Here is a 25,168-nt window from a genome sequence, read left to right as displayed (position 1 = left end):
AAAATTAATGCTAGAATTTAACTATTAAATATAACAATTTTTAAATAAGTTATTTTTGCTGTAACGGGAGAGTGTAGAGCAATGAGACGTTTTATTAGTTTAGAGCTGCCTCCTGAACCCATAATTAACGGTCAGTGCGTAAGAAAGCGCCTGAAAAATAGCATCTGTGATAATTGTGCCACCAGTTGTCCTGTGGGGGCGGTATCGTTTAGCCATATGGATGCAGAAATTAATAATGAATTATGTTTTCAATGTGGTAATTGTTTATTTGCTTGCCCTGTCGATGCCATCGAAAATATCAAACCCCATGAACGTAGTTATCAAGGGGAATTTTTGATAGTAAACCATGATGAGCCTATTGCTAATGCGGACGAACTGATTGTTTGGCACCGGCAATATGGCATTCGTGGTATGCAAATCGCTGAACCCTGGGTTGATAAATGGTTGCCAACGATTGCGGCATTAAATTTAAAACTCAAAACATTACAAGAACCTATTTGGCAATTACGTATTGTTCAGCCTGAACAAGTCGATAGCGGTCGTCGGATGATGCTATTTCGTCAAAAATTGGATTCAAAGCCGTTAGATAAGGGGCAGGTGAAAACAGGATTAAATGCAAGAAAACAATTTTACCCTGAAGATAGCTGGTTTAAGGTCGAACTAGACACGGAAAAATGCATTCTTTGTGGTGCTTGTGCCAAGATGTGTGATGAGCATGCGATAGAAATTGAAAATAACCAATTTTTGATAGATGAAAAACGTTGTACTGGTTGTATGAGTTGCCAAGTCGTTTGTTTTCCTAAATCTATTCATGTACAAAGCTATACAGCTAAAAATAACGTGCCGAAAATCTTCCATTATTATGATGCGCAGTGTCATACCTGCCATTTACCTTTTTCTTCTTGGGAAGAAAATACCCATACTTGCCCAATTTGTGCACAGCATAAGAAACAAGGTTGGTTATAAGGATGACTAAGGCTCATTTTTAGAGCCTTAGTACGTTAATTTATTGATTTAAGTGATTAATTATCAATTTAGCGATTAGTGGATTAATCATTGGTGGCGTTTCATGGCCCATACCGTCAATAATCTCCAATTTTGCATTAGGAATATTGTCAGCAATGTCTTTTCCTGCAGCTAAAGGAAAGAGCGGATCAATTGAACCGTGAATAACCAATGCAGGGACGTTGATTTGCTGAATATAAGGACGCAGATCTCCGGTGACGGCAACAGCAACAATTTGGCGTTTTGTTCCTTCCGGTGAATGATTGCGTGTGAGTGACTGCAGTATATATTCACGATAATAATTTTCATCAAATGGGCCAAACGTTGAGCTGATCCGGCGATAAAACGCAAGCTGTCCTGATAAATACCCTTCTAAATCTTCTTTTGGGTTAGCACTTGGGCTCATCAGCATTTGCATAACATCGGGAGCGCTTTGTGGCAGTGCTGGGTTCCCTGTTGATGACATGATCGCGCAAAGAGAGAGTGTACGCTCAGGAAACTTTGCAGCCACTATTTGTGCTATCATTCCGCCCATGGAACGGCCAATAACGTGGGCTTTATCGATAGATAATGTATCCAAGAGGTGGATAATATCCTCAGCCATATCGAATAAAGTATAAGGAATAGCGAAAGGTTCACCTTTTTGCATTTTTTCAATCAATACCTCTAAATCAATAGGTGGGAACTCATTGATATGATGAGATAAACCCGCATCTCGATTATCTATACGTAACAGGTAAAAACCGGCATCTGCAATTTCCTGACAAAAATCGCTGGTCCAGCTAATGTTATGGCCACCTAAGCCAGGGATCAGAACAATAGTGGGGTTATTTGGTGTACCAAATGAATCGTAAAAAAGCGGAACTGAATTGGTTTTAGTCATTTTTCTTCCGGAATCGTTATTAATGAATAGTACTATTTATATGCCGTAGTTTCGTTGCAATTGCGAGCCATAAAAATTAGCAATGATTACCTATGATATAATTGAAATATACCATGGCAACGCAATATAAGTCTGTTTTTCAGTCAATTCTGTAAAGCAATTAAAAAGCATTGAGATATGATAACTAGCAAGCAAATCGTTTGCTTGAGTAGAATAATTATTAATATATTTTTAGGTTTTATATGATTTACTTTATTTCAGATACCCATTTTTGCCATTCGAACATTATTAACCTATGTGATCGCCCGTTTAAAAGCACCAGTCACATGAATGATACATTAATTCATAACTGGAATGCGTATGTTACTGATCATGATGAGATTTACATACTAGGTGATTTTTTATACAAGGGTAGTGGTGCGGATGCCAATAAAATATTACGCCGTTTAGCGGGGAAAAAATATTTGATCCGCGGCAATCATGATAAATTTTTAGACGACCCTGAATTCGACCAATCATTGTTTGAATGGGTTAAAAGCTATTATGAGTTGGAATATCAAAAACAGAAATTAGTGTTATTTCATTACCCAATATTAGAATGGCAAGGCTTCTTCCGTGATGCGATTCATTTATATGGACATGTTCATAATTCAGGTAAAGACCTTGAGCAGTTTAAGCGTTTAGCGGTATTAGGGCCCCGAGCCATTAATGTCGGCGTAGATGTGAATGATTTTCTCCCTATCAGTATTAAACAGATATTAAGAAAGGCAAATAGTTAACTTTCTTTTTTGGCATACAAATAAACTGAAGCCCTTGATATCCCTAAGTGCTGTGCCACCGTTTCCATGGATTTTTTTACATCTAACAGGCCTTCATTGCGTAGCACTTCAATTAAGTTTTTTCTTTCGTCCGCTTTCAATGTGCGTGGGGTTGCTGCTAAGGCTGCTGCATATTGGTCAATACGTATGCGAATCGCTTCGGTCCCATTAGGCTCAATATGCTCTTTTATTGGGCTATTTCCCACGTCAATAAATTGCGATAACATACTTTGCATACTTCTAAATAACGTCATATCCAGATTTAAGCATAATGCTGCGATATATTTCCCTGACTCATCTTTAATACCAATCGAAGTACTTTTTACTGGGCGCCCATCGGAAAATTGGTTGGTATAATTGGCTATGATGTTCGGAAAATCTGCAGATTCAATTCTTGCATGGCCGAGTTCGGTAGTCGGCTCACCAACTTGGCGACCAGATAAGTTATTATGAATCGACAGGATTGAGTGCTCTGGATTTTTAAGGTCGTGTACAACAACCTCACAAAAAGGGGCGAATGTTTCACTAAGACCTTTTGCAATAATTTCAACTTGAGCCAGTAATGAATTATTTTTTTGATCTGACATGCAATTTCCCTTCATCTATCAAGCGTTAACCCCTAATTTTAACCTATTTTTCGTGTTGCTAATAGATGAAGGGTGGTGATCATTATGAAACTAATTCTTTATAAAACTAGTTAGCTACTTATGAAACTAATTGTGCAAAGTGCTGAATATCAACATTTCCACCGCTGACAATGATCCCCACGCGCTTACCTTGGAACTGTTCTTTGTGGGCAAGGGCAGCAGCATAGGACAAGCAACCTGTCGGCTCAACGATAATTTTCATGCGCTCTGCATAAAATTTCATGCGGTCAATTAGCTGTTCATCGGTTACAGTGAAAATATCATCAACCTTATTTTTGATAACTGCAAAAGTGTAGTTACCTAGATGTTGGGTTTGGGCACCGTCTGCGATAGTTTTTGGCGTGTCTATATGTACAATTTCCCCTCGACGAAATGATTGTTGTGCATCATTGCCTGCTAAAGGTTCAACCCCATAAATTAGGCAATTAGGCGATAATTGTCTGGTTGCAATGGCACACCCTGAGAGTAAGCCTCCTCCACCTAAGCAAACGAATAGGGCATCTAATTCACCTACTTCTTCAATCAATTCTTTGGCTGCTGTGCCTTGGCCAGCTATGATATCAGGGTGATCATACGGTGGAATAATGGTTAACCCCTGTTGGGCTGCGAGTTGCTGGCAAAGTACTTCTCTATCTTCTTTATAACGATCAAAACGGATAACGGTGGCCCCGTAACCTTGCGTAGCTGCTACTTTCACGGCAGGTGCATCATTGGGCATCAGAATGGTGGCCGGAATGTGTAGAAGTTGCGCCGCTAAAGCAATACCTTGCGCATGGTTACCAGAAGAAAATGCAATAACGCCTGCTTTTTTCTGCTCGGGACTCAACAAACTCAACGCATTAAAGGCTCCACGAAATTTAAAAGCCCCCATACGCTGGAAGTTTTCGCATTTAAAAAACAGTTCGGCCCCAAATTCTTTATTTGCGGTGGTTGAGGTAAGAACAGGGGTTTTATGCGCAAAACCCGCAATGCGTCGTGCAGCTGCTTCCACATCTTGAAAAGTCGGTAATATTAATTCTGACATGATATAACCCCAATGAATAATAAGTGATTAAGCAGACACTGCAACGGCTTCAATTTCTATGGCTGCACCAAAATGGAGTTCAGCAACACCTGCGACAGCACGGGCTGGGCGATGGTCACCTATCCAATTAGCATAAACTTGGTTAAATAACGGCCAATTTTCCATATCTGCGATATAAACTCGGACTTGAACCAACTGTGCTTTACTACAGTTAACGGCATCTAAACATGCTTGTAAATTATTAAGCACAAGCGAGGCTTGCTTTTGGAATGACACGTCAATCACCGCATTCCCGAGCTTATCAACCGGTAATTGTCCTGAGATAAAAACCAAACCGTTTGCAGTAACACAGTGTGAATAATGCCCTTTGGGGGCAATGAGTGTCGGTGCATTCACACACTCAATCCGTTGACTCATATTTACCTCATTATGCATAAAATACCCTGATTGGATTTTTAGTCTAATGTTAGATTATATGTTTAGTCAACGCTTTTCTTCGCGAAATAAATTTGATGTAAATAACAACAAACTGTTATCAGAATTGCCATCAACATAATAAAAAGAAAAATAGAGATATAAGACAGTTAATTAAATTATTTACTGGGCAAAAGTTAATTATCAAGAGTAAATCTACTGCGATATTCCTATAGGCAGAATTTAAATTGGCAATGCAGATTGAGCGATATATCTTAATTAAAAATGATTAAGAATAATCAAATTGTGACGATATCATTAAAATGATAAGAAGTTGTTATATAAATACTTTTAGGGATATCACATGGCGAAGTTCACATTTAATCTTCTTTCAATTTTTGGGAAAAAAGAATCACCTGTTGCAGAACAATATTTACAAGAAGCGCTTTTGCCTTTGTCAGTATTAGATGAAGCATTGCCTAAAACTGTTTTAGAGTATGTGCTAGATGGAAAATCGCCAGAAGTATTGGTTCAACTAAGCCAATTAGATAACGAAAAAGCGGTTATTTTACTCGATAAACCTGGCACCGTAGATTGGTGGTGGGGGGGAAATAACTTTAACTCGAGCCAATATAATAAATTAATTCGCCAAGGGGCAAACGCAAGGCATAAATTATATTCAAAAGTGGGTGATGGCATTACTGCATCACAGATAGCCCGTTTTGCTAAAGTGTTAGCGGCGGCATGCCAAGATATCAATATCAAAGTATTAACACCTGAATTACCGTCATGGATGAGTTATTTAATGGGCGATGCTTTTGCAAAAACCTATGATAATTCGCGAGATACTAAGTTAGAACATCGAAAACATTGGCATTTTGACCTATTAACGGAAATCATCGCAAAAGAAACTGATAAACCGGCTAACACTATTTTATATATTATTTTCGACCGTCATCATTTATCCGATTATCATTATGATAACTTAAATCGGCTATTTTCCATTCCAGGTTTCAAAGCGTATTTAATCGCAGAGCAAGCATTTATTAAGCATACGTTAGCCAATCATTTATCCGCTGCTGGGCAAATTCAATTAATCAACACTTTGAAGAAAGATGTTGAGCTTTATACGCTTTTCGCAGATATATTAGTTGCTTTTGCTACTAGTTCTTTAAAAACAGTACGTGCGGCTGCGGAACCGACAATGGCAATTTTACCTGCGCAATCGGTCACACAACATTTAACAAAAATTCTAACAGAGGGAACACCAAAACAGCGTACCCAAGCCGCGGATTTATTTGCCCGTATAGGGGAACACCGTGAGATATTAGAAGCTGCACTAACAACTGAAACCAATAAAACGGTACTTAAAAGTATTGAAAGTGCGATTTCGAGATTCTCAGTCATGGATACTGCCAGCCAAGTTGAAGAGACTGAGTTACCTGAACTCGTTGAATTAGAAGATACACCACTGCCTGAAAGTGCAAAAGAAATTTTAGTTAATAATTTCAATGAAATGCTGCAAAAAGCAAAAGAAAATGCAGAAAATGAAATTGAAGAAAATAAGAAACAGAAGCACAGTTACAATTGGGCGCAACGCCATTACAAAGAATTCCAAAAGCTCAATGCGCAAGCTTGTTGCAAAGTGATTGATAAACTGAATTCAGGTAAAGAAATTATTACTGATCATGAATATAGCGTGGTGAAATTTAAAGAACGTATTACTAACTTACCTGAGTTTACGTTATTCCATGCATTACGTCTGATTAGCCATAACCGAACAAATGAAGAGCATTTATCCCATTATCATCTTACTCGGGAAGTTCCACCAAGAATTCTTGGGCAAATAGAATTGCGCCAATTAGAAAAAACGTTAACACAATGTCATTTTAAAAACGCAACACGGTTGATTGCAGACCTTTGCTTACGCTCATATGCCAATGGGTTAGCCATCTTTAACCAGCCAGCACAAGTTTGGCCGTTTTTCATTCAAAATCCAGATTTTATTGCAGAAGCATTGGGTTTAATCCCTCAACAAGAAACTCAGCGCTATTACCAAGAATATGATGCGGCGAGTGGAATTGATGTGCTTGCAATGTTGCCGACCATTCCTGCGCGATTTATTCCACGTATTATGGAGTTGGCCCTAGGGGAAAATAAAACCCATCGTCTGAGTGCGCAGAAACTACTAGAGACATTACCGAATATTCATCTTAATGCGGCAGAAGGGTTAGACTCAGGCAAACAAGAAATTCGTGTCACTGCCATTGAATGGCTGGCACGCTTAAATAATCCAGATTCATTAAAACCACTCTACGCCTTATTAAAGAAAGAAAAACGGGAAGTTGTGCGGGCGGCCTTATTAACCGCTTTGGAACAATTTGGGGAAGATATTTCTGGTTACCTTGCACCTAAAGTGTTATTAGCTGAAGCGCAAAAAGGGCTAAAAGCGAAAGCGCCTGCCAGCATGGCATGGTTTAACCTAGATTCTTTGCCGGCATTAACTTGGCAAAATAATAAACCCGTAGAAGCAGATATTATTCGCTGGTGGGTGATCCTAGCGGTTAAATTAAAAATGCCAGCAGGGAATGGGCTGCTACAACGTTATATTGGTTTGCTTTCGGTGGAGAGCCAAAAGAAACTAGGCAGTTTTATTTTAAATAGCTTTATCGGCCAAGATATTGCTGGGCCGTCATTAGAAATGGCAATGGCGGAAGCAGAACGTGATGCGCCAAAACGCTTAGCTAATTATCAAGATTGGGTGAAACGCTGGCCTGAATATTATAGTCAGTATGAAAACTATACTTTAGAACAGACATTTAATGAGATAAAAAATGAAGTTCTGCGCCGTTATTTAGGTTCCGCTATTAGTGATAAAGGAATGTTAGCCCTGATCTGTGGTATTGAAGGGCACCTTGCCGTGACCACATTGCGTAACTATATGCGTGATCACTACCAGCGCCGTGCACAAATTGAAGCCATGATTGATGCGGTTGCAACGAGTAATGACCCACTGATTATCCAACTATTATTGTCTCTTTCTCGTCGTTATCGTACCGCGTCAGTTCAGGAAAAAGCACGCGGGCTTGTTGCTCAAATTGCTGAACGTAATGGTTGGAGCGCAGATGAACTCGCAGATAGAACGATACCGACAGCCGGAATGGATGAAACAGGTATCTTGGCACTTGAATACGGTGACCGCACGTTTACCGCGAAACTGGACGCACAACAAAAACTCGTTTTGTTTAATCCTGAAGGTAAAGAAATCAAAGCATTACCTGCTGCACGCAAAACAGACAATGAAGAATTAGCTAAAGAATCTAAAAAACTATTTACTGCGAGTAAAAAAGAACTCAAGCAAGTGATTGAATTACAAACTGCACGTTTGTACGAAGCGATGTGTGCAGAGCGCCTTTGGACAACCGCAGACTGGCAGGAATATATTCAAGCACACCCAGTGATGCGTGGGCTTATCGAAAAATTAGTTTGGATAGAAACGAAAGACAACAACATTCTAAATGTATTTCGTCCATCAGACGATGGCAGTTTATTAAATTTAGATGACGATGAAATTACGTTATCCACTGATTCTTATATCAAATTAGCCCATGCGGCATTGGTCAGTGAAGATGAGCGAAAAGCGTGGATAGCGCATTTTAAAGATTACAAAGTGAAATTTTTATTCTCGCAGATGGAACATAAAATCCCTGAACTGGATCTGAAATTAACTGAAATTGAAGATCGTAAAGGTTGGTTAACCGACACCTATACCTTGCGTGGCGTCTTGACAAAAATGGGTTACCAACGTGGGCAAGCGGAAGATGGTGGAAGCTTTACCCATTATGCAAAACATTTCGCTAGTTTAGGTTTTTATGTCTATATCGAGTTTAGTGGTAGCTATGTGCCAGAGGAAAATATCCCAGCCGTCTTATTTTCACTAAGCTTTGAAAAATCACAACAAAGCTCATGGAACCGCAGCTATATCGAGTTAAAAGATATCCCGCCTATTTTATTAGCTGAAAGCTATGCGGATTATTTAAAAGTTGCGGATGCGTGTGCAGGTTTTGACCCTGAGTGGGAAAAGAAAACACCTTGGTAAGCGGGTTTAACGTAGGATTTTGGAATGACTAAAAATAAAACAACACAAGGGAATGTTCTGCGTGAAAGCGCAGAAATTCGTTTTGCCGATGAATTGGCACGTTTAACCGAAGCGGATAAACAAAACCCGAAACCACAAGGGTGGCTGCGTTCACCTCGTGCCGTTAGGCAATTTATTTTAGGTGATGAATCACTCAATATTTCTGCAAAGTTTTTCGGTGATGATGCTTTGGTTGACCGTGCAATTGTGACGTTATTAGGTAAGCAAGGACTAATGCTAGTAGGGGAACCCGGGACGGCAAAATCCATGTTATCTGAATTATTAGCTGCTGCAATTAGTGGTGATTCAGGTTTAACCATTCAAGGAACCGCGGGCACAACAGAAGATCACATTAAGTACTCATGGAATTATGCATTGCTATTGGCGGAAGGCCCGACGGAAAAGGCTCTGGTGAGTTCGCCGTTATACCAAGGTATGCAAGAAGGTAAAATTGTGCGTTTTGAAGAGATCACACGATGCCCCCCTGAAATACAAGATGTGCTGGTTAGCTTGATGTCAGAAAAGCAAATGATGATCCCTGAAATGAAAGACAATGCACGGATCAGCGCGAAACAAGGCTTTAATTTAATTGGTACAGCAAACTTGCGTGATCGCGGTGTTCATGAGATGTCATCAGCACTAAAACGCCGATTTAATTTTGAAACCGTGCGGCCAATCCAAGACCCTGCATTTGAAATTGAACTGATTAATAAGCAATTAGCCACAGAGTTAGCTGACCTGAACGGCCAAGTGGCAATCCCAAGCAACGTGATCGAACTGTTGGTTACGACATTTCAAGAATTGCGCTCAGGAAATACTAAAGATGGGGGCAATATTAAAACGCCAGACGCGGTTATGTCGACAGCCGAGGCCGTTAATATTGCTTATGCATGTGCGCTTGAAGCTCATTACTTAGGCGATGGTACGCTCAATGCAGGAGCAGTTGCACGGCAGCTCATTGGCGTGGTTTTAAAAGATAACCCTGATGATATTAAACGGATGCGTTATTACATTGATAATGTCGCGAGAGAAAGGGCAAAACATAGCCAAGACTGGAAAGCCTTTTTTGATGCATCGAGGGCATTTTGGCAATAAGTTTTCATAACAAGGGTAGAACCGCTATGGTTCTACCCATTTATTGTCACGATGATTAAATCAGCAAAGGCCATTCAAGGCGAATAACCCTTAGGGAAATCAGCGGTGAGCTTGCTATCTATACCTTTACCAGAACGCATTGAAAATGCATTACACGACAGGCAACAACTTGAATCAGCCGGTATCTACTTTGCACCTATTCGGCATCATAGTCCCGCATGTGCATACAGCACGTTGTCTTTGATTGAACAAATCAAACCTGACTATGTTTTAATCGAGGGACCCGATAGTTTTAATGAGCTACTGACGAGCTTATTACATCATGATACCCAGCCCCCCGTCGCCATTATGGCGCAAACAGAATTAAAACCGACACAGACAGATGATAAAAGTGACACTGTCACTCGTTCTGCCTATTTCCCATTCTGTGAGTATTCCCCAGAATGGCAGGCTTTACAAATAGGTCAGCAATACCAAGCCCAGCTACGTTTTATTGACTTACCATGGACAGCGCAAGTTAATGAAGACGAAGCTAATGATATGCAATCTCAAAGTTTGCAGAAAGAGCGTTACTTAGCACATAGCTTATTTATTAGCCAGCTTGCGAAGAAAAGTGGTTGCCGTGACCATGATGAATTATGGGAACAAATTTTTGAATTAAGAACGATTGAACAACTGGCAGATTGGCCTGTATTTTTTATGGACAGCTTTATATGGTGTGCATTGGCACGACTTGATTATGAACCCCAAGTCCTTGAGTCAGAAGGTTCTATACAGCGTGAGCAATATATGCAAGCGCATATCCAAACCATTAAAGCCCAACATCCACAGGCTAAAATTGTGGTGGTAACGGGGGGCTTTCATACCCTTGCTCTTCTTGAAGGGTTGGAAGTGGCTCACAAACAACAATTTAAGCTTTCTGCGGCACAACAAAAAACGTTTATCCAACAGCAAAAACTGGGTGAACAAGACAAGGCTTGGTTCATTCGCTATAGCTATGACAAACTCGATGCATTAAATGGCTATGCATCAGGAATGCCGTCCCCCGCATTTTACCAACAATCATGGTTGTCATTGTTACAACAACGCCAAGCGCAGATAACAGGAGATAACCAGCCTACGCAAGCTTATCGAAATCGTCTAGGTGTTGCCTATCTTTCTAAAGTTGCGAATGTTTTACGTGAAAAGCAATTTGAAGCTGCTCCTGGTTTTTTATCGGTTAAACTGGCCGCAGAGCAAAGCATTCGTCTTGCCGCCTTTCGTGGGCATGCAGGCCCTGGGCGATATGATCTGTTAGATGGGTTACAAAGTGTTTTTATCAAAGGTAGCTTAGATGAAAGCCAAATTGAGCTTTGGCAGGAAATAAAAACCTGTTTCTCTGGCTTTTTACTCGGGAAAATCCCCAAAGGGACAGCAACACCTCCGCTGGTCACTGAAACTTATGAAATGGCAAAAAGTTTTCGTTTCAAGCTTGATGACACCTTAAGTAAGGTGAGTCGCTTAGATGTCTATCGTAATCAACAACATCGTGCACGTAGCCGATTTCTGCATTTATTAGCATTTCTTGATATCCATTTTGCTAAGCATCTATCTGGGCCAAGCTTTTTGTCTGGTAACCAAATGGATTTATTGTTTGAAGAATGGCAATACGCGTGGACGTCCAATGTTGAAGGGGAATTGATTGCCTTATCGGAACAAGGAACACAATTAAAAACTATCGCGCTAAACCGTTTGTTTGAAATGGAAAAAAACCTAGAACAGCAAGGCGTTAGTCGTTCAAGCCAAGGTGCGGTCGTACTACTTATGCAAGCTGCATTAATTGGGCTGCATCAACGGATGCCTGCATTATTTTCATTGTTGGATGGCTATATTCAACAGGATGCAAAGTTTGAATCCTTGATAGCTTGTGGTCATAAGCTTGTTCATCTGTGGCGAGGGCGCCAATTCTTTGATATTGAAGATGGTTTTGCTATCGAAGCACGTTTAGATGCCCTGTTGCAACAAGCGTTTTATTGTTTTGCACAAATTACACAAGGGGATGAACAGCAGCAGGAACACCATTTTTCAGCATTACTTGCTTGCCGTGAATTAATCACTTTTATGCCTGAAATTAATAAAAATCATGATTATAGCATCGATTTTTATCATGAATTAGACCGCTGTGAAGGGCAGTTAAACCATGCGCCTCTTTTAAAAGGTGCCGTTGATGCTTTGCGTTACCTTGGGGCGAAAATTGATGAAACCATCTTGATAGAGGAAATTAAACGCGCGTTCAGCACCGGTAGTGATCCCGAAATGGCAATTGGCTATTTTATTGGTGTGATGCGAACTGCACCTGAGTTGATCTTACGTATACCATTACTCATTGATATGTTAAATCAGTTGCTTAGTGAATGGGATGAAGGGCGTTTTATTCAGGTTTTACCTGATTTACGGTTTGCGTTTAGCCAGCTAACACCAAAACAAAATGCACAAATGGCACAATATGTGGCACAAGACTTAGCGATTGAGGCAAAAGAGCTCACATTGCACCAAACAGAATTTAATGAACAACAAATGATGCAAGTGATTCAACTTGAACAACAATTACAAAGCCAGCTCACTGAATTAGGGTTACAAAATTGGCTTATTAGCACTCAGGAAGGCAAATAATGAGTCAGAAAAATGTCACATTAACCCCTGAACAGCTTCAATTGGCTAAGCGCTGGCGTTTAATACTTGGGCAATATGCCGATAACGCACTTGGCCAGGCCACCTTTAGTGCTGAAGAGTTAAAAATAGAACGCTCTTTGGACTTTTTATATCGTCGGGAATACCAACGCCGAGGTTTAAAGCAAGAAACTGGGCGCCATGGTTCCTTAGATGCTTCTCAATTAACGGCGGTTAATTGGTTAAACCAAGCGCGTAAATTGTTCCCCAATAGTACCTTTGAGCGCATGCAATCCCAAGCATTAGAACGTTATGAGATCAGTAGCTTATTAAAGGACCCACAAGCGCTAAATGCCATGGAGCCAACAAAATCTCTCGCAAAAGCTTTGTTAAGCCTACGCGGGAAGATGAACGAAGAAACCCGTGATGCCGTTAAAAATATTATACGCAAAGTGGTGGATGATATTTTGAGTCAAATGCGTAACCAATTTCGTCATGCATTAACAGGGCGGCGTAACCGTTTTCGACGCTCACTGGTACCAAACAGCCGTAATTTTGATTGGCGAGGAACTATTGCCGCCAACTTAAAGAATTATGATAAACAAAATCAACGGTTAGTGATAAAAACGCCTCACTTTAATTCTCGTCAGCAACAACATTTACCATGGGATGTGATCCTGTGTGTGGACCAGAGTGGCTCGATGGCGAGTTCTATTATGTATGCGGCTGTATGCGCAAGTATATTAGCGGCATTACCGACAGTACGTGTATCTTTAGTGATTTTTGATACTCAAGTGGTTGATTTAAGCCACCTTGCTCATGATCCTGTTGAAGTGTTAATGACAGTGCAATTGGGGGGCGGAACGGATATCGCTAAAGCTATGCAATATTGCGAAAGTTTAATCCGCAATCCAAAACGTACCGTGATTAGCTTAATCAGTGATTTTGAAGAGGGGGGCGCCCTCAATCATTTACTCAATTGCACACAACGCCTACATAGCCAACAAGTGAAGTTATTGGGTCTAGCGGCGTTGGATGATGAGGCACTGCCCGTTTATGATCCAGACATTGCCCAAAAACTTGCAGATAGAGGGATGCATGTTGCGGCATTAACACCGGAACATTTTGCACAATGGTTAGCAGAGGTCATGCAATGAGTTGGCAAAACAGTTACTTACAGTATGATGACGATGCATTAGCCGTATTTGCGAATGTGGGGTTACTTCGACGTGCACGTAAAGACGTTGAAAACCAAAAAGTTAACCCAACAGACTTAGACGCTGGAACATTCACGAGTGATGGGCAACGTGTTTCTTTAGATGCACAAGGGATCCAAAAAGCCACTTGTGATTGCCCAGCAACAGGGTGCTGTAAACACATTTTAGCGGCCGTTTTGTGGGTACAATCGAATGCAACCACAGAAATTGATTCAGCGGAGCCGATAGCCAGTGAAACGGTGCTAAGCGAATTATTAGCATTGTTACCAGAAAGCCTAATCAAGCAAGCTTCTAAGCCTGATATGCGTTTAGCGTTTAGATTTATACAGGAGTGGCAAGAAAAAGAATTAGTTTATGAAGCGCAATCGAACCAGTTAAAAATCATTCTACCAGAATATGATGAGCCAATTATTTATATGCGTGGTAGTGGTTTGCAGGGCATGATTTCATCACTACCCGAAAAACAAAAAAATGCGGTTCATCTTGCTATTATTGCAAAATTAATGCTTCAGCATGGCCAAGAGTGGCATTGGCCAGAGGAATTAACCGCAAGTCAAACTCATCAACAGGCGCTTAGCCAAGATGATAAAATAGTGATGAGTTCAATCGAACAATTCATTCAGGATATGTTACGACAAGGGCTATCGCATATTAGCCAAAGCAGTGCTAGCCAGTTACAATTACTGAATATGTCAGCGCGTGCGGAAGGGTTGCCTCGCTTAGCCAATTATATGAGACGCCTTAGCCAGCAAGTCAGGCGGTTAGCTGATAAGCACTTTACAATGGATGAAGGGCAAGTTTTACGGTTGATAGCTGAAATATCAGCTTATTTGCATCAATTATCAGTAGCAAATGAACATCAGCTTATTGAACTCAAAGGGTTGCAAAGGCGGCAGTATAGCGATCAACCCATAGAATTTGATTTATTGCCTATCGATGCAAATTGGTGGAAAACCGAAAGTGGTGCGATTGGTGCTACATTGAGTTTTTGGGATCGACAAAATAAAAAAATCATTCAATGCACGCAAGGTCGTAGTAATAGCCTTGACCCAACGTTTAATCGACAAAATGTTTGGCAAACACTGGCGTTATGGAAACATACCGCCGAGAGTTTGATGAAAACTCCCTTTAAATTGCATTCACCACGGTTATCAGAGGAGGGGAAATTATCAGTCAGTGGCGAAAGCTATGCCGTTAGCAGTCAAGAAAATGGGATAACAACCAATGATTACCTTAACATTAAAGCTGAATTTGGTTATACCGATTGGCAGTTAGCAGCGAATGAGTTGCCAACACTCACACAAGACAACAGGTTTTCCCCCGTTTTATTGCATATTGATGACTATGAGCCACTCTATTGGGATGAAACAGAACAATGTGTCTTATGGGCGGTGACTGACTCACAAAAAAACCGAGCATTTTTACGGTTAAACTGGCAAGGGAGTGATGACCATAAAATTGAAGAATTGCGTTTTATTACAAAACAGCAATGGCCAATTTGTGCTGTTACGGTGCAGGTAAATCATTCGCAAGAGGCGATTCAGTTGGTACCTAAAACGCTATGGTTAAAAAAAGAACATAAAACGCTATGGTTAAAAAAAGAACACAGCATTGAGTTGTTCTACTTAGACTTTGAAAGTACACCACGTAAGAAGCAACGTTCCGGTTTTTTTAATAAAATTATCGAATATATGGCGAAAAAACAGCAAAAAAGCCAAGCTTTTGTGCCTGAATTAACGTTAGCTAGCCAGCTTGTTCGGCCGATACTTTCAGTACTAGAAACGCAAGCGTGTACAGGAAGGCAATGTTTATCCCAAACTCAACAAAATGAAATCGCGTATGTCATTAGAACGCTTGAGGATTTGGGGGCTCTTTGGTTGGCTAATCAGTTTAAGCCATTGATTACCTCCAGTGACTTACAACCCCAAGTACTATTACAGTTAGTTTATTTATGTGACCGTTTTGAAAGGTTACAAATGCCATTGCCTTTTCAATTCAATGAATAATACGAGGGGGAGATATTTCCCCCTCGTATTATTCTCAAGACAGCGTGTTATTTTTCATTAGGCTCAAATGACGCTAAGAATGTTCGCAATAACTGATTCAATGCTTGTTGCTCTTGTGGTGACAATTTAGCAACGAGGCGAGCTTGGTTTTGTGTATGTACTTCAATAAGTTGGTTGATTAGCGTTAAGCCTTCAGTTGTTAATGAAACCAAAAAACCGCGGCCATCATCCGGGTTGGTATGGCGGATGACTAACCCCGCTTTTTCTAATTGGTCTATTCGGTTAGTCATTGTCCCCGATGTAACCATCAACGTTGAGAGCATTTCCCCTGGGCTTAGCGTATAGGGGGCTCCTGCACGGCGCAAAGTTGCAAGCACATCAAAACTTGAACGGTTAAGACCAAACTGAGCGAAGACCTTTTCCATTTCCCGAGTTAAGTGGTACGCGACATTACCCAACCGACCAATTAATCCCATTGGGCTAATATCGAGGTCAGGGCGTTCTCTTTCCCACTGTTGAGTGATTTTATCTATTCTATCCATAGGTAAATAATGGCGGTTATTTATCTTGACGTCAAGGTAAAATACACATATCTTGAGGTCAAGATAAATTAAGAGAGTAGAAATATGGGTCGTATAACAGTTTTAGGATTGACTGCATTGGCACCTATTGTATGGGGGAGCACATACTTAGTGACAACAGAAATGTTACCCGCAGGGATACCATTAACATTGGCGGTATTGCGCGCTTTACCCGCAGGGTTACTATTGATACTCGTGCTGCGAAAACTTCCCGAGGGTATTTGGTGGTTACGTGTGGTGATATTAGGTGTTTTAAATTTTTCTTTATTTTGGTGGTTACTGTTTATTGCTGCGTATCGCTTACCTGGTGGTGTAGCTGCAACGGTTGGCGCCGTACAGCCATTAATTGTACTATTTCTAAGCTACTGGTTGTTAAATAATCGGTTATCAGCGGTATCCATTATCGCATCAATAGCGGGGGTATTCGGGGTAGCAATATTACTTTTAACACCGAATGCCGCCTTAGACCCTCTAGGCATTGTTGCAGGGTTAGCAGGCGCATTTTCAATGGCAGCAGGGACGGTTTTGAGTCGCCGCTGGCAGCCACCAGTGAGCGCTTTAACCTTTACTTCATGGCAATTAACTGCGGGAGGCTTAGTTTTATTACCATTTGCCATTGTGTTTGAGCCGGCTTTGCCACCGTTAAGTTCATTAAATTTAATCGGGTTGGGGTATCTAACGCTTATTGGTGGAGCATTGACTTACGCTTTATGGTTCCGTGGGCTTGCAATATTAGGCCCAAGTTCAGTTGCGTCACTGGGTTTCTTAAGCCCTGTGAGTGCGGTGGTTTTAGGGTGGTTTTATCTCAATCAACAACTTAGCACCTTGCAATTTATTGGTATGGTTGTCATTTTACTCAGTGTGTGGGCGAGCCAACGAGCGGAAACAAGAAAAGTCACTTTAGCTTATCAACGTTAAAGGTATTTTGATGGTTGCTTATTTGTTGTGCTAAGCAACCTTTTTTCCTGTGTTAATATCCATTAGAGTATTCACTTGGATTATAAAAAAGTGACTAGTGACTAATATGTTATTTCCTGATGAAGATAATATCGTACAAATTGCACCAGAGGCTTTTTTACTCAAAGGTTTTTTACTGGGGCAAAGTGATGCATTATTGCAGTCATTAAGCAACGTTATTACTGCTAATCCATTAAGGCATATGGCAACACCCAATGGTTATCAAATGTCGGCAGCAATGACTAACTGCGGCGACTGGGGTTGGGTGACAGATAAAAAGGGTTATCGTTACAGTCAGCGTGACCCTGTCACGAATCAGCCGTGGCAACCTATGCCTATTTCGTTTGTTCAATTGGCAACTTCAGCAGCGAGTACCGCTGGCTTCGAACATTTTATCCCTGATGCTTGCTTAATTAACCGGTATGCAGTTGGCGCTGCAATGTCATTGCACCAAGACAAAGACGAAGCTGATTTCACTCATCCAATTGTTTCTTTTTCTTTAGGGCTACCCACAATATTTGATTTTGGTGGGGCAACCCGTGATGCGCCTAAAATCGCTGTTTATTTAGAACATGGGGATGTCTTGGTATGGGGCGGTCGGTCACGGTTAAATTATCATGGAGTACGTCGTATTAAATCAGGTGTACACCCGTTGTTAGGGCCTTACCGCTATAACTTGACGTTTAGGCGTTCTCAACCTTAAATTCGCCTTTTACAATATTCCAATTTATCAATTAAATAGACCATGAATGACTTAATATTTCATCTCAGTAGATTAAATAATACTAATCGTTAAATTTAGTATTTATATAGAAAAAATATCATTGAATAATAAATTAGATGCACCTATAAATGATGGTTATAAATTAATATAACTAGGTATTGGTAGGTAAGTGAATGTATAGCTTTTTAAATGATTATAATGAAATAGCTCACCCTGCAGTTATGCAGACTTTAAATGATTTATCAGGGAAACGTTTCAAAGGTTATGGCACTGATGAGGTTTGTAGCAGGGTCGCGGCTCAAATTAGATTAAGAATTAGCCAACCTAGTGCTGATATTCATTTCTTTAATGGCGGTACAATTACTAATCTGACAACGATTTCCCACGTTTTACGACCTTACCAAGCGGTTATCACCGTAGATAGTGGGCATATCGCCGTTCATGAAACGGGGGCAATTGAAGCGACAGGACATAAAGTTATTACTGTTGACTCACCATCAGGAAAACTCGCACCAGAGCATATCATCAAGGTGCTGTCTGAACATAATGATGAACATACTGTCCAGCCTAAGCTTGTTTATATCAGTAATTCAACCGAAATTGGCACTGTTTACCGTAAACAAGAGTTAGTTGCGCTACGCGAGGTTTGTGACGCTCATAACTTACTGTTATTTATGGATGGTGCTCGCTTGTCTTCTGGTTTAATGTCGAAATATAGTGATTTAACCATTGAAGATGTCGCGAAGTTGACCGATATTTTTTACATCGGTGGAACGAAAATAGGTGCATTAACTGGGGAGATTTTGGTGCTTGTAAACCCTGCATTGCAATCAGATTTCCGTTTTAGTATTAAGCAAAAAGGTGGGCTACAAGCAAAAGGTTGGCTGCTCGCCGCCCAGTTCGAACCACTGTTTAATGATGATTTGTATTTTAAATTGGGAAGTCATCTTAATGAGATGGCATCACAACTCGCTTCATTTTTTGCTGAAAAGGGATTCCAATTTCTTGCGCCCGTAGAGTCAAACCAAGTTTTCGTTATTTTCCCAAATGCACTGGCGAATAAATTATTAACACACTATCAGTTAAGCTTAATTTGTAAGCCGACACCGGAAACCACGTGTATTCGTTTTTGTACCTCGTGGTCAACAACTCAGCAAGATGTAGACAAATTAAAGCAGACTTTCCAAGCTTTACTTTAGGTAATTATCATCCCAGTAAATATTTCCGATATTTCGCCTATATTTATTGGGTTTTATTTATCATGATAGTGGCTTATTGATGACGTTAATGAGCAATTTACCATGCCTTGGACTTTTTCCCATCCTGCAGTCGTTTTTCCGATAAAACAAAGTCGATTTGGGCATTTTTTAAGCTTACCTGCCTTAATTTTAGGTAGCCTAAGCCCAGATCTATTTTATTCAATGATGTGGTACTCGGCAGCCACTACGGCTCATGACTTGATAGGCTGGTTATATACTGGCTTACCATTATGTTTACTCATCACTATTTTTGTACAAAAAAGTGTTTTTTATCTCCACTATGCTGTGCCATTTCCCTTGAAAAACAGGAGTGTAGGTTCATTTCGACAATTTTGTATTGTCGTGCTTTCCTTTTATATCGGTGCGGCAAGCCATATTATCTGGGATGCTTTTACTCATCAGTCAGGGGCTTTTGTTCGGCACGCTGAGTTTTTGCAGCTTGTCGTATTTAACATGACGGATAGCCAAGAAATTGCTATTTATAAATTACTGCAACACCTTGGCTCTTTATTGGGAGCGTTGTACTTGTTGATAAAATACACGCAGTACTACCGTCGGCAATCTGCAATTCAGCAGCAAGAGTATGCGAAAAAGTTAATGGCATTACTCAAGATTGCCATTGTTTCAGGATGTATTTCCTTACCATTTGCCTATAAATTAGCCATGAAAGGGGATGTATTTAATTTCAATCGCTTTGTATATTTAGAACTAACACTACTAGTTCCTGTTTTTTTTACAGCAAGTATATTGTTTGCACTGATAAAATATCAGCGCCAGCGAAAGGCCACGCAAAGTTAGCCTTTTGTGAGTAACAACCCTGATAACATGATATCGATGGCAGCGATACTTTTCTTTAATCGCTGTTGACTATCACTTTGTGAAATCCAATATGCTGCTTCAGCGAGACCGCCATTAATTAAAAAAGCCAATGCATGGGTATCAATATCTTTAATAATGCCTTTTTTGGCAAGCTCATAAAGTAAGCGTTCAATCTGTTCGGTACACTGTAAGTTTGATTTAGCTAAAAAATTGCCTAATACAGCTTTCGCGTCACGCAAAATAATTTGTTGGTATTCGGGCTCTAATGCCATTTCTAAGTAAGCATGACAGCGTTGACAGAAACTGTTCCATAAGTCTTCAGTATGGCGAGTAATTCCTTGTAACCGTGCGTTCATTTGTGAGTCGATTTGCTCAACAACGGCAGTAAATAAGCCTTGTTTGTCGCCAAAGTGGTGGTAAAGGGCACCGCGTGTGAGATTAACGCTTGCTGCAATTTCATCCATTGAAGTTTCTGCATAGCCGAGTCGGCTAAAGTGCTCTCGTGCTGTAGTTAGCAAATTTGCACGTGTTTCCGCCATTTGCGCTTGTGTTCTTCTTGCCATTAAAAACCTCTTACATACATGGCGTATAATTATTTACATTCAATGTGTATGATTATATCATAATTATACATACGTATCGTATGTATAATTAAATTTCATTTTGGAGTTCATATGATAGGTCGCTATCAGCAGTTATTTCAGGCAAAAGAAAACCAGCACTTTGTGATAGCAGGGTTATTGGCACGTTTAGCGTTACCAATGATGGGGATCGGGATCATTACCCTGTTAGCACAATTGAAAGGGAGCTATACCTTGGCAGGGCTTGTTTCTGCCACCTTTGTATTAACTTATGCGTTGCTATCTCCGCAAGTCTCCCGCTTAGTGGATAAATTTGGTCAATTTCGCGTCTTGCCGGTGGTAACTGCTGTCAGTGTACTCGGTGTTTTTATTATCATCATCACTACGTGGTTATCATTACCCGATATCGGCTTATTTATCGGGGCACTGTTAACGGGAGCAATGCCAAGTATGTCTGCCATGGTAAGGGCAAGGTGGACAGCACAGTATAAAGATCAGCCCGTATTACAAACGGCGTATTCATTAGAAACCGTATTTGATGATGCTACGTTTATTGTTGGCCCACCGTTATCTGTCGGGATCAGTGTTGCTTTATTTCCTCAAGCGGGTTTACTGGTTGCAGCGATTCTACTCGCTGTGGGGATGGCTTTGTTTATTTCACAACGCAGCACTGAACCTAAAGTAGTTGTATCTGATTATCTTGTAATCCCGAATAAATCAATTATTTCAATGGTTGGATTGCAGTTATTGATTGTTTTGATGATTGCTTTAGGTGTGATTGTTGGCAGTGTGGATATCTTGAGTGTCACTTTGGCTCAATTACAACAGCAACCGGCGATGGCCAGTTTAGTGTTATCGGCCTATGCAGTCGGTTCATGTGCAATGGGGATCGTATTTGGAGGGTTAACCTTTAACACACCTTTGCCACGCTTACTCTTCCTCAGCGGCTTAATGACGTTTCTTTCTATTGTGCCAATGTGGTGGGTCGTAGGGGTTTATTCTTTATCTGTGGTGGTGTTTATTTCCGGGTTGTTCTTTGCACCGACGATGATCATTGCGATGACATTAGTTGAGAAAATTGTTCCACAAAATAAATTAACAGAAGGAATGACCTGGTTACTTGCTGGGTTAAATATCGGTGTTGCAATTGGTGCAATGTTAACGGGTAAAATGGTGGATACCTACGGCTCTTACGCAGGCTACGCCGTTGCTATCTCTGGCGGTGTTTTAGTTTTAATTTCAACATGGTTGAGTTACTTACGCGATAAAACCCAACAAAAAGTAGCAGTTGAATGCGAAAATGGCCATTAAAAACAACGAAAAAATAAACCATGTAGTGATAAAATCATAAAAAATAATTTAATGAGGTAACCTTAATGTACTCTCCAGTATTTCGAGCGGCCACACTCGGTGATGTTGACTCCTGTTATGCGATTGAAGTCGAATCCTATGAAGGGGATGAAGCGGCAACAAGAGAAAAAATAGCCACGCGTATCCAACAATATCCAGACGGTTTTTTATGTATGGAATTAGCTGGAGAAGTGGTTGGTTTTATTAATGCGGGTTGTGCATGGGAGGTTGTGATGTCTGATGAGGAATTTAAAGAGCTCATTGGACATGACCCAAAAGCACCGAATGTCGTTATTATGTCAGTGGTCGTGCATCCCAAATATCAAGGTAAAGGTTATTCGTCCTTACTGATGAAAACATTTATTAATTCCATGAAGGAGAAGAATAAAGAAACAATTCATCTTATGTGCAAAGAACGCCATATTGACCTGTATAAGCACTTTGGCTACCAATATGTTAAACCGTCAGAATCCGATCATGGTGGAATGACGTGGCATGAAATGGTGATGAAATTGTAAAATGTATTTTCTTAAGCCTGTGATTTTGTTGTCTGGTATCATATCTCATTATATATAATCACTATTTGGGAAATCATAATGATAATTTGGGTAGATGCGGATGCATGTCCAAAAGTAATTAAAGAGGTTTTATACCGTGCAGCAGATAGAGAAAAAGTGCAAATAACATTTGTTGCAAACCAGCGTTTAACGGTACCTCCGTCACTTTTTTTAAAAACCTTACAGGTACCTGCAGGGTTTGATGTAGCTGACAATGAAATTGTGTTGCGAGCCCAAAAAGATGATTTAGTGATCACCGCAGATATCCCATTGGCCGCAGAGGTTATAGAAAAGGGCGCGAATGCATTAAACCCTCGAGGAGAACGCTATAGCGAAGCTACCATTCGTGAGCGCCTTAATATTCGTGATTTTATGGATACCATGAGAGCCAGTGGCATCCAAACTGGGGGGCCTGCAAGTTTAAACCAGAAAGACAGGCAGCAATTTGCTAATGAATTAGATAAATGGTTGTTGCAACGTAAAAAATCATTAGCGTCATCATAAGCCAGCACATTTTCTGATTTAAGCTCAGAAAATGTGCATAGTAAAACAGAATTACTCTCTATGCCGTGACTATAATGGTTAACCTTAAATTTTTGAAGAAAAATAATGGATCCATTACACAGCATTATCATCACGCTATTCTTATTTATACTGACCTTTTTTAATCCTGGGGCAAATTTGTTTATTGTGGTGCAAACCACATTAAGCTCAGGTAAAAAAGCGGGGTTAACCTGTGGCTATGGCGTGGTATTAGGCAATGCCATTTATTCAGGTCTCGGTTTATTTGGTTTGGTCACATTAATGGCGGAATTCGGCTCATTATTCTCACTCATTAAGATTCTGGGTGGTTTATATTTACTTTATTACGCAGTGAGTGTTTTCAATAACAAAACACAACTCAATCTGTCCACCGAAAATACCATGGAAAGTTTTCCATCAGGTGTCTACTTTAGGCGGGGTTTGATTTCTGATTTATCAAACCCACAAACCGTTTTATTTTTTATGAGTATTTTTTCAACGACTATTTCCCCATCAACACCATTATGGACTAAGTTAGTTATTTGGATGGGAATTGTTGTTGCATCACTAATTTGGCGGATAATTTTATGCCAAACATTCTCTTTAACCTCTGTGCGTAGAACTTATTCACGCGTTCATAAAGTTGTCGGCAAAGGCGTCGGGCTAATTCTTGGAGGATTGGCTACAAGGTTGATTTACCAAGGGGTTAGCGAGCTGGTAGTAAAAAAATCACCATTCTAGGTTTTATGATCATGTTCAAGCCATTACGATATAAAATAGCCTCAGACTCCATACGATGAGGCTATTTGTGGTGAAAGAAAATGCATCATTGTTGATCAGTTAGCCAATGTTCAACTTCTTTATAATTACCACGGAAAATGATGCGATGCTGCTTTTTACTTAATTGATAGCAATACATTGGGTCATAGTATTCATTCAACAATGGAATTAACCACGAAAAATGTGTTTGGGTATCACCGGTTGTTTTTTGGTCTGCTAAAGCAAGATCAAGTAAATGGGTTAATTCGATTGTCCGCTGTGAGCCTAAACGTTTGCGAATGGCTAATAGGCCATGGTGCAGATAGTCACTATATTCCTGCCAGCCTCGCTCAAAACCAAAAGTTGCTAAAAAATCTTGCGTCATACGATCAAAATATTCATATTTTAAACGCTCAAGACGTAGCTCAAAGGGGTCTTCAATAATAGCGATTGGCGCTTTTTCCATTTGTGTGCGTAGTTCAAGAGGTAGGCTATTTGCACCAATGGCACGTCCCTCATCTTCCAGTACCCAATGTTGACAGTATTGGGCTTTCTTCAATAAAGTGACCGCTAAGTAATTTTCAAACGTGGCTTGGGAGTGTTGTTGTTGTAATGTACGGCCAAAAGAAGAACCTCGGTGATGTGCGAGACCTTCTAAATCAATTCCGTTCGCGAGTTGATGGACTAAAGTGGTTTTACCATTACCGGTACAGCCGCCCACTAAAACGATAGGCCGCTGAACCAGCTCATTGACGGCATCAATTGCAGTTTGTCGCAATGCTTTATAACCACCGTTAATAAGAGGGTATTCAATTCCCACCTCTTTTAGCCACGATTGCACGATATGGGAGCGCATTCCACCACGCGCACAGCAAATATAACCATGGGTATTTTGTTGGCAGGCTTCTTTCCACGCTGTGATCCGCGCAATTTTAATATCACCACTGACAAGTTGGTGGCCTAACTCAACGGCTTTAGTAGAACCTTGTTGTTTATAGCATGTACCAACGGCAGCACGTTCATCATCATTCATCAACGGAAGGTTAATCGCATTAGGCATCGACCCTTGTTGAAATTCGATAGGAGCTCTGACATCGATGAGTGGTGTGTCAGTAGTTAAGATTTGGCGAATATTTTGCGAAGACGAGGTTAATTCCATAATA

At 40.5% G+C, this 25,168-nt stretch carries 22 protein-coding genes; 15 read left to right on the top strand and 7 right to left on the bottom strand.

Annotation, left to right across the window (positions count from 1 at the left end):
* Window positions 1-81: 81 nt before the first annotated feature.
* On the top strand, window positions 82-966 hold the full coding sequence (locus tag M1F17_RS10740) for a DUF362 domain-containing protein (RefSeq protein ID WP_144140025.1): 885 nt from the start codon (window positions 82-84) through the stop codon (window positions 964-966).
* A 40-nt stretch (window positions 967-1,006) separates the two neighbouring features.
* On the opposite strand, the gene M1F17_RS10735 is transcribed toward M1F17_RS10740, so the two are convergent.
* A complete protein-coding gene (locus M1F17_RS10735; RefSeq protein WP_180311959.1) occupies window positions 1,007-1,888 on the bottom strand; it encodes an alpha/beta fold hydrolase in 882 nt (293 codons plus the stop codon).
* 242 nt (window positions 1,889-2,130) lie between these two features.
* Here M1F17_RS10735 and M1F17_RS10730 point away from each other — a divergent pair, with 242 nt between their 5' ends.
* Window positions 2,131-2,667 (top strand): metallophosphoesterase, encoded by a 537-nt coding sequence (locus M1F17_RS10730; RefSeq protein ID WP_180311958.1) that lies wholly within the window; start codon window positions 2,131-2,133, stop codon window positions 2,665-2,667.
* On the opposite strand, the gene M1F17_RS10725 is transcribed toward M1F17_RS10730, so the two are convergent.
* The 3 genes from M1F17_RS10725 to M1F17_RS10715 form a co-directional block, all read right to left on the bottom strand.
* Window positions 2,664-3,293, bottom strand: a complete 630-nt coding sequence (locus M1F17_RS10725) for a transcriptional regulator (RefSeq protein ID WP_036957733.1) — start codon at window positions 3,291-3,293, stop codon at window positions 2,664-2,666. The two genes, M1F17_RS10730 and M1F17_RS10725, sit on opposite strands and share 4 nt — an antisense overlap.
* Window positions 3,294-3,411: 118 nt before the next feature.
* The gene (locus tag M1F17_RS10720; RefSeq protein WP_180311957.1) at window positions 3,412-4,377 is read right to left on the bottom strand and encodes a threo-3-hydroxy-L-aspartate ammonia-lyase; all 966 of its coding nucleotides are present in this window, start codon (window positions 4,375-4,377) and stop codon (window positions 3,412-3,414) included.
* Between the two features lie 27 nt (window positions 4,378-4,404).
* Window positions 4,405-4,794 carry a RidA family protein gene (locus M1F17_RS10715; protein ID WP_206277297.1) on the bottom strand — a complete coding sequence of 130 codons (390 nt, stop codon included), beginning with the start codon at window positions 4,792-4,794 and terminating at the stop codon, window positions 4,405-4,407.
* Window positions 4,795-5,155: 361 nt separating this feature from the next.
* On the opposite strand from M1F17_RS10715, the gene M1F17_RS10710 reads away from it, so the two are divergent.
* The 5 genes from M1F17_RS10710 (at window position 5,156) to M1F17_RS10690 (ending at window position 15,896) form a co-directional block, all read left to right on the top strand.
* On the top strand, window positions 5,156-8,890 hold the full coding sequence (locus M1F17_RS10710) for a DUF4132 domain-containing protein (protein ID WP_206277298.1): 3,735 nt from the start codon (window positions 5,156-5,158) through the stop codon (window positions 8,888-8,890).
* A gap of 24 nt (window positions 8,891-8,914) precedes the next feature.
* Window positions 8,915-10,024 carry an ATP-binding protein gene (locus M1F17_RS10705; RefSeq protein WP_094960567.1) on the top strand — a complete coding sequence of 370 codons (1,110 nt, stop codon included), beginning with the start codon at window positions 8,915-8,917 and terminating at the stop codon, window positions 10,022-10,024.
* A gap of 105 nt (window positions 10,025-10,129) precedes the next feature.
* Entirely contained in the window at window positions 10,130-12,676 is a 2,547-nt protein-coding gene (locus M1F17_RS10700; protein ID WP_180311954.1) for a DUF5682 family protein, read from the top strand.
* Entirely contained in the window at window positions 12,676-13,830 is a 1,155-nt protein-coding gene (locus tag M1F17_RS10695) for a VWA domain-containing protein (protein WP_004254361.1), read from the top strand. Before M1F17_RS10700 ends, M1F17_RS10695 begins: the two co-directional genes overlap by 1 nt.
* A complete protein-coding gene (locus M1F17_RS10690) occupies window positions 13,827-15,896 on the top strand; it encodes an SWIM zinc finger family protein (RefSeq protein WP_318836969.1) in 2,070 nt (689 codons plus the stop codon). Before M1F17_RS10695 ends, M1F17_RS10690 begins: the two co-directional genes overlap by 4 nt.
* A 47-nt stretch (window positions 15,897-15,943) precedes the next feature.
* Here M1F17_RS10690 and M1F17_RS10685 read toward each other — a convergent pair whose 3' ends face one another.
* Window positions 15,944-16,438 carry a MarR family winged helix-turn-helix transcriptional regulator gene (locus M1F17_RS10685; RefSeq protein WP_004254353.1) on the bottom strand — a complete coding sequence of 165 codons (495 nt, stop codon included), beginning with the start codon at window positions 16,436-16,438 and terminating at the stop codon, window positions 15,944-15,946.
* An 84-nt stretch (window positions 16,439-16,522) separates the two neighbouring features.
* On the opposite strand from M1F17_RS10685, the gene M1F17_RS10680 reads away from it, so the two are divergent.
* The 4 genes from M1F17_RS10680 (at window position 16,523) to M1F17_RS10665 (ending at window position 20,215) form a co-directional block, all read left to right on the top strand.
* Window positions 16,523-17,395 (top strand): EamA family transporter, encoded by an 873-nt coding sequence (locus tag M1F17_RS10680; RefSeq protein WP_004254350.1) that lies wholly within the window; start codon window positions 16,523-16,525, stop codon window positions 17,393-17,395.
* Window positions 17,396-17,501: 106 nt separating this feature from the next.
* Entirely contained in the window at window positions 17,502-18,137 is a 636-nt protein-coding gene (gene alkB / locus M1F17_RS10675; RefSeq protein ID WP_080544462.1) for a DNA oxidative demethylase AlkB, read from the top strand.
* Window positions 18,138-18,331: 194 nt separating this feature from the next.
* Window positions 18,332-19,357, top strand: coding sequence for a threonine aldolase family protein (locus M1F17_RS10670; RefSeq protein ID WP_112307110.1), 1,026 nt, complete (start codon window positions 18,332-18,334; stop codon window positions 19,355-19,357).
* Between the two features lie 102 nt (window positions 19,358-19,459).
* The gene (locus M1F17_RS10665) at window positions 19,460-20,215 is read left to right on the top strand and encodes a DUF4184 family protein (protein WP_094960563.1); all 756 of its coding nucleotides are present in this window, start codon (window positions 19,460-19,462) and stop codon (window positions 20,213-20,215) included.
* Here the strand turns inward: M1F17_RS10665 and M1F17_RS10660 are convergent.
* Window positions 20,212-20,799: a TetR/AcrR family transcriptional regulator gene (locus M1F17_RS10660; RefSeq protein WP_094960562.1), complete on the bottom strand. Its 588-nt coding sequence runs from the start codon at window positions 20,797-20,799 to the stop codon at window positions 20,212-20,214. The genes M1F17_RS10665 and M1F17_RS10660 overlap by 4 nt on opposite strands.
* Before the next feature lie 111 nt (window positions 20,800-20,910).
* Between M1F17_RS10660 and M1F17_RS10655 the strand changes: the two genes are divergently transcribed.
* The 4 genes from M1F17_RS10655 to M1F17_RS10640 all read left to right on the top strand — a co-directional run bounded on the left by M1F17_RS10655 (window position 20,911) and on the right by M1F17_RS10640 (window position 23,987).
* Window positions 20,911-22,128 carry an MFS transporter gene (locus M1F17_RS10655; protein ID WP_094960561.1) on the top strand — a complete coding sequence of 406 codons (1,218 nt, stop codon included), beginning with the start codon at window positions 20,911-20,913 and terminating at the stop codon, window positions 22,126-22,128.
* 65 nt (window positions 22,129-22,193) lie between these two features.
* Entirely contained in the window at window positions 22,194-22,685 is a 492-nt protein-coding gene (locus tag M1F17_RS10650; RefSeq protein WP_094960560.1) for a GNAT family N-acetyltransferase, read from the top strand.
* A 78-nt stretch (window positions 22,686-22,763) separates the two neighbouring features.
* Window positions 22,764-23,228: a YaiI/YqxD family protein gene (locus M1F17_RS10645; RefSeq protein ID WP_094960559.1), complete on the top strand. Its 465-nt coding sequence runs from the start codon at window positions 22,764-22,766 to the stop codon at window positions 23,226-23,228.
* Between the two features lie 105 nt (window positions 23,229-23,333).
* A complete protein-coding gene (locus M1F17_RS10640; RefSeq protein WP_094960558.1) occupies window positions 23,334-23,987 on the top strand; it encodes a LysE family transporter in 654 nt (217 codons plus the stop codon).
* 85 nt (window positions 23,988-24,072) lie between these two features.
* Here the strand turns inward: M1F17_RS10640 and mnmH are convergent, their stop codons facing one another.
* Window positions 24,073-25,164, bottom strand: coding sequence for a tRNA 2-selenouridine(34) synthase MnmH (gene mnmH / locus M1F17_RS10635; protein WP_164455643.1), 1,092 nt, complete (start codon window positions 25,162-25,164; stop codon window positions 24,073-24,075).
* Between the last annotated feature and the right edge of the window lie 4 nt (window positions 25,165-25,168).

The organism is Providencia sp. PROV073 (assembly GCF_033688125.1).
GTDB classification, from domain to species: domain Bacteria; phylum Pseudomonadota; class Gammaproteobacteria; order Enterobacterales; family Enterobacteriaceae; genus Providencia; species Providencia hangzhouensis.
The sequence above is the reverse complement of the archived record's forward strand: the minus strand, read 5'-3'. Positions and strand labels throughout refer to the sequence as shown.